We start from the raw sequence: 5592 nt of genomic DNA on the forward strand, positions 1-5592 counted from the left end.
TCACGAGTTCAATCTCAGTAACAGCTCCTGGCTCAACCGCATCGAGGCCCAGTTCACAGCCTTGTGCTACTTCACCCTCGACAGCACCGACCACGCCGACCACAAGGAACAGGGCAGCATGATTATCCGCCGCTAGATCATCTGGCGAAACGGCCACGCCGACGACCGGCGCTTACGCGCCGTCGTCGACAGGGCGAACGTTGCCTGATGCGGCACTAGCCAGTAGGCGTCCTTGTCCATGATTCGCATGGCGCGCATGAACGTCCGCACCGCCTTGGCGTGGCCGTGCAGATCTGTATGGTTCGTTACGTCGACCGATTCCTTGGCGAGGCCCGCTTGCGGTGCCGTGGGAGGCCGTGGAATACCTGGCGCCGGGCAGCTCGGCATCGAGGACGCCTTGTGTGAAGTGGTGTGCGGAGCGCCGGTCGACGGTGTACGAGCACGCGGCACAGATCCAGGAGCGGTTTGAGTACCGGGACTCACCGATGGGCGGTGGGGCCGGGAGTTCCGGGGCTTCCTGTACGGGCGGGCGTGGACGCACGCCGAGGGGCCGGTGGCCCTCTTCAACCATGCGGTGACGTGGCTGCGGAAGAACCGGGTGCTGCTGCCCGGGGTGTCGGTGCTGGCCCGGCAGGTGTCGGAGGCCCGCGCGGCGGCTGAGCGGCGCCTGTACGAGGCGGTAGCCCGTGCCGCGCACCGGGCCGATCCCCAGCTCGCGCCGACGCTCGCGGAGCTGTTGGTGGTGCCGGAGGGCAAGCGGGTCTCGGAGGTGGAGCGGCAGCGTACGCCGCCGACGAAGTCGACGGGCACCGCGATGGTGCGGGCCATGGAGCGGGTGGAGGAGATCTCCGCGTTCGCGCTGGGGCGGGTGAACCTGTCGCGGGTGCCGGTGAACCGGCTGTCCACGCTGGCCCGGTACGGGCAGTTGAGCAAGGCGCAGACGATTGAGAGGGTGCCGGCGCTGCGGAGGACCGCTCTGTTGACGGCGGTGGTGCGCCAGTTGGAGGCGCAGGCGGTCGATGACGCGCTGGACCTGTTCGCGGTGCTGATGGCGAACCGACTGATCAGCCCGGCGCGCAGAGCGTCGGATCGGGAGCGGTTGGCGATGGGCTGGACCTGGTCGCGGAGCACGACGCGGCCCTGGACGTTGCCGCGCTGTGGGCGGCGGTGGAGGAGGCGGTGCCGCGTACGGCGGTGGCCGGCGCGGTCGCGACCGTCGAGGCCCTGGTGCCCGAGGACGACGGTTCGGCCGAGGCGGCGATGCGCGAGAGGCTGGCCCTGCGCTACAACACCGTGCGCCCCTTCCTGTCCCTGTTGGGCGAGTCGGACGCGCTGGGGGCTGCCCCCTCACATCAACTTCCTGGGCCGCTATCTGTTCAACATCAAGGCCAGCGGACCCGGTCCTGCCTGCGTTCCTTCCGGGACCCGGAGGCTTTCGCGGATGACGAGGATTGACGGCGGCGCACCCGGCCCGCTGGGCCACTCGTTACAGCGCCCTCTTACGATCGTGCCTGCGTGGGCAGGGTGAGAACTTCGGCTCCGTTGTCGGTGATGGCGATGGTGTGCTCGCTGTGCGCGGTCCGGCAGCCTGTCGCGCTGCGCAGCGTCCAACCGTCGGCGTCGGTGACGAGTGTGGCAGTGTCGGCCATGACCCAGGGCTCCAGGGCGAGCAGCAGTCCGGGGCGCAGCTTGTATCCGCGGCCGGGCCGTCCGGTGTTCGCGACGTGTGGGTCCTGGTGCATGGTCGAGCCGATGCCGTGGCCTCCGAACTCGGTGTTGATCGGGTAGCCCGCCTTGCTGAGGACCGTGCCGATGGCGTGGGAGAGGTCGCCGATGCGCGCCCCAGGCTTGGCGGCGGCGATGCCGGCGGCGAGTGCACGTTCGGTCGTCTCGATCATCGCAACGCTCTCCGCTGGCCTGGCCTTGCCCACCAGGAAGCTGATCGCGGCGTCCGCTGCCACCCCGCCCCTGGCTACGGCGAGGTCGAGAGTCAGCAGATCCCCGTCTGCCAGCGTGTAGTTGTGAGGCCGCCCGTGGAGCACTCCGTCGTTGACGGCCGTGCATATGTAGTGCCCGAACGGGCCGCGCCCGAAGGAAGGCGCGTAGTTGACGTAGCAGGACTGCGCTCCCGCCTCGGTGATCATCTCCTTGGCCCACTGGTCGATGTCCAGCAAGTTCGTCCCGACCGTGCTGCGCTGCTTCAGCGTGTGCAGGATGTTTCCGACCAGGGCGCCGGTGTCTCTCGCCCGCTCAAGCCGTGCGGAGTTCAGGATCTCAATCATGGGGGACCTCTCATGTGCGTCCAATAACTATCCCGGTATAACTATACCGGTATTGAAATAGGGTCATGGTCAGGTTGCCGCTCACCCCCGCCGAGGTAGAACGCGGACAGCGCCTCGGCGCCCTGCTCCGCCGAGCCCGGGGCTGCCGCTCGGTGCTGGACGTGGCGCTCGCTTCGCACATCTCGCCGGAAACTCTGCGGAAGATCGAATCCGGCCGTGTGGCTACCCCCGCCTTCCCGACCATCGCAGCGATCGCCGACACCCTCGGCCCGTCTCTTGACGCCGTCTGGACCAGGATTAACCAGGCGGGGCGAACCGTCGAGGATCAGTCGGTCCTGCCTGTCACGCGGCATCCATCGCTGGTTTCGTAACACCCACTCCACATCAAGTACGCATGAGCCAGTGAGCTTGTCCGTGGCCTCGTCAAGATCACCGGCACAGGGCTACCGGCGAACGGCGATGTGCACGAGACCGGCCAGTGCGATCGCCACTGTGGTGCGGGGCCCTGGCCCTCGAAGCAGCTCCGACCCACGTGAACCCCTACGGCCGGTTCGATCTGGACATGCATTCTCAACTCGACCTCGCTGTTGTGGCGTATGCCTAGGTGGCCTGGCCTGAATCGCCGGTCAGAGCAGCTGCGGTCAAAGTGAGGTGCTGGACCAGGACCGCGGCTGCGGTGTCGGCGTCGCGGGCCAGCGCCGCCTCCTCCAGCCTGCGGTGTTCCTTGGCGCCGTCCCGGTCGGGATTGCGGCGTTGACGCCTGAGCCCTGCTCTGCGTGCATACCTCAAATAGATCTTTATGATCCTCAAGGGGACACAAGTGCACATTTCATGACCTGGGAGATGCATGAGCGGCGTGGATCTGAACGCGGTGCGGGCGACTGCGGCGGAGGGCTGGGTGTACGGCCATCCGATGCTGGAGAACTACCGGACGATGTACGCGCAGGCCGTGAACCCGGACGACAACCGGTATGTGGGCGGTTTCGGAACATTCCGGCACTATCCGCAGCCGTCGCGGCCGGAGAACACCGACATCGTCACGCCGAACAACGACACCCCGTACTCCTGGTGCTGGCTGGACCTGCGCGCGGAGCCGTGGGTGGTGTCAGTTCCCGAGATGGACCGCTACTACGTGCTGCCCTTCCATGATCTGGATACCACCTACGTAGGCTTCGTCGGTGCCCGAACTACCGGCCAGGGCCCCGGGCACTACCTGATCGCGGGGCCCGAATGGAACGGTGCGGTGCCTGACGGTGCAGCGGGGGTCCTGCGCGCAGACACTCAGCTCGTGGGCTGTCTGGGCCGGACCACCCTCACCGGTCTGGCCGAGGCGGACATCGAGGAGCTGCGCGCGATCCAGGAGCAGTATCGGTTGCGGCCGCTGAGCGCTTTCACCGGTGCCGACGTGCCGGCCCCCGTTCCGGACCCCGTGTGGCCGGTGTGGCGCGAGGAGTCCGGTCAGGACATTGAGTTCTTCACCGTGCTGGACTTCTTGCTCGGCTTCTTTCCCGTTCTGCCCGGGAGCAAGGATGTGCGCGAGCGGCTGGCCGCGCTCGGTGTGGACGGGAGCGGTACCTTCGACCCGGCCTCCCTGAAGCCCGAAGTTCGCGCCGCGATGGAAGAGGGCATCAGTGCCGGCCACGAGCGGCTGGAGGCCGCCAAGGCCGGGGCGACGACCTCATCCGGCATCTTTGGCACACGTGCGGAGCTGGGAGAGGACTACCTTGTGCGCGGGATCGGTGCGGACAAGGGCCTGTACGGGCTTCCCCCGGCGGAAGCCTGGTATGGGGGCTGGGTCGTCGACAGCAAGGGCAACTGCCCGCCGAACGCCGCAGGCCGCGACTACACCATCCACTTCACCGCCGACCAACTCCCCATGCCGCAGTTCTTCTGGTCGGCCACGCTCTACGGGCTCCCCGAGCGTCTCCTGGTGGACAATCCGATCGACCGGTACTCCATCGGGGACCGCACCCCGGGCCTGGTCCACGACGAGGACGGCGGCCTGACCCTGTACGTCCAGCACACCCGTCCCAACGGCCCACAACAGGCGGCGAACTGGTTGCCCGCTCCCGACGGCCCCTTCTCCGTCATCATCCGCATGTACGGGCCGGAGGCATCCGTGCTCGACGGCACCTGGCAGCTGCCGCCCCTGACCGTGGCAGGCTGATCACGGGCGACGCCGTCGGACGGATGGTCGTCCGGTCGTCAGCATCGCCATCAGTCCGGTGCTGGTCATCGCGGTTGCGACGATGATGGCAATACCGCCCGGACGACCAGGTACCAACGCGGGACTGCAGGGATCTAGGCACTGTTTCTCGGATCTCCTGACGTGCGTGGGGTGTTGGGGTCAGGCTGTTTGTATGGGACGTGGTGATCTGACGAATGCGGAGTGGGGCCGGCTGGAGTCGTTCTCGCCTCCTGGTGGGGCCCGCGGGGGCCGGTGGAGTGACCACCGTCGGGTGATCAACGGGGTGCTCTACCGGGTCCGGACGGGCGTGCAGTGGAGGGATCTACCGGAGCGGTTCGGGCCGTGGGAGACCGTCTACAAACGCCATCGCCGCTGGTCAGCGGATGGAACTTGGACAATGCTGCTGTCGCGGATCCAGGCGGCCGAGGACACTGCGGGCCAGATCGACTGGGACGTCTCGGTGGACTCGACAGTTGTGCGGGCCCACCAGCACGCCGCCGGCGCGCGCAAGGCGACGGCGGTCGCGGCCCCTCAAAAGGGGATCGCTGGGGGGACGAACCAGGTCGATCCGGTGTTGAGGAAACTGACGGTCCGGCTGGAGGAAGTGGTCAGATCGGCGAGTGTCTGGGACGTTCCCGCGGCGGATTCACCACCAAGATCCACCTTGCCGCCGACGGGCGATGCCGGCCCCTCGCCCTTGTCCTGACACCCGGACACTACGGTGACGGCCCCCAGTTCGAGCGAGTGCTGGAGCAGGTCTCCGTGCCCCGCATCGGAGTCGGCCGCCCCCGGACTCGGCCCGACCATGTCCTGGCGGACAAGGCCTACACCTCTCGGAAGAACCGCCGTTACCTGCGGCGACGCGGCATCCGGCACACCATCCCCGAACGCCTCGACCAGCAGAGACACCGTAAGAATCGCGGTTCCCGAGGCGGCCGTCCCACCGGTTTCGACAGCGAGCGATACAAGAAGCGCAACACCGTCGAACGCGCAATCAACCGCCTGAAAGGCTTCCGCGCCGTCGCCACCCGCTACGAGAAACGCGCCTACATCTACCTCGGCACCGTCACCCTCGCAGCCCTCGTCATCTGGCTCAGAGCATGATCCGAGAAACAGTGCCTA

The 5592-nt window shown here is 67.4% G+C and carries 4 protein-coding genes and 3 pseudogenes; 5 read left to right on the forward strand and 2 right to left on the reverse strand.

Translation table 11 applies throughout. The features are described from left to right. A pseudogene (locus tag JGS39_RS41755) lies at window positions 1-208 on the forward strand (IS630 family transposase); the annotation flags it as partial. Window positions 209-517: 309 nt separating this feature from the next. Continuing rightward, window positions 518-1528, forward strand: a complete 1011-nt coding sequence (locus tag JGS39_RS41260) for a DUF4158 domain-containing protein (protein WP_236064592.1) — start codon at window positions 518-520, stop codon at window positions 1526-1528. On the opposite strand, the gene map is transcribed toward JGS39_RS41260, so the two are convergent. Next, window positions 1500-2282 carry a type I methionyl aminopeptidase gene (gene map, locus JGS39_RS36650; protein WP_219574092.1) on the reverse strand — a complete coding sequence of 261 codons (783 nt, stop codon included), beginning with the start codon at window positions 2280-2282 and terminating at the stop codon, window positions 1500-1502. The genes JGS39_RS41260 and map overlap by 29 nt on opposite strands. Before the next feature lie 65 nt (window positions 2283-2347). Here map and JGS39_RS36655 point away from each other — a divergent pair, with 65 nt between their 5' ends. Then, a complete protein-coding gene (locus JGS39_RS36655; RefSeq protein WP_219574093.1) occupies window positions 2348-2653 on the forward strand; it encodes a helix-turn-helix domain-containing protein in 306 nt (101 codons plus the stop codon). Between the two features lie 229 nt (window positions 2654-2882). On the opposite strand, the pseudogene JGS39_RS42040 reads toward JGS39_RS36655, so the two are convergent. Then, window positions 2883-3032, reverse strand: a pseudogene (locus JGS39_RS42040) (GntR family transcriptional regulator); the annotation flags it as partial. Between the two features lie 97 nt (window positions 3033-3129). Here JGS39_RS42040 and JGS39_RS36665 point away from each other — a divergent pair. Both JGS39_RS36665 and JGS39_RS36670 read left to right on the forward strand, forming a co-directional pair. Then, on the forward strand, window positions 3130-4449 hold the full coding sequence (locus JGS39_RS36665) for a DUF1254 domain-containing protein (RefSeq protein ID WP_219574094.1): 1320 nt from the start codon (window positions 3130-3132) through the stop codon (window positions 4447-4449). A 193-nt stretch (window positions 4450-4642) separates the two neighbouring features. Beyond that, window positions 4643-5574 (forward strand): annotated as a pseudogene (locus JGS39_RS36670) (IS5 family transposase). Window positions 5575-5592 lie beyond the last annotated feature (18 nt).

This window comes from Streptomyces poriferorum, assembly GCF_019399235.1.
In the GTDB taxonomy this organism is placed as follows: Bacteria; Actinomycetota; Actinomycetes; order Streptomycetales; family Streptomycetaceae; genus Streptomyces; species Streptomyces poriferorum.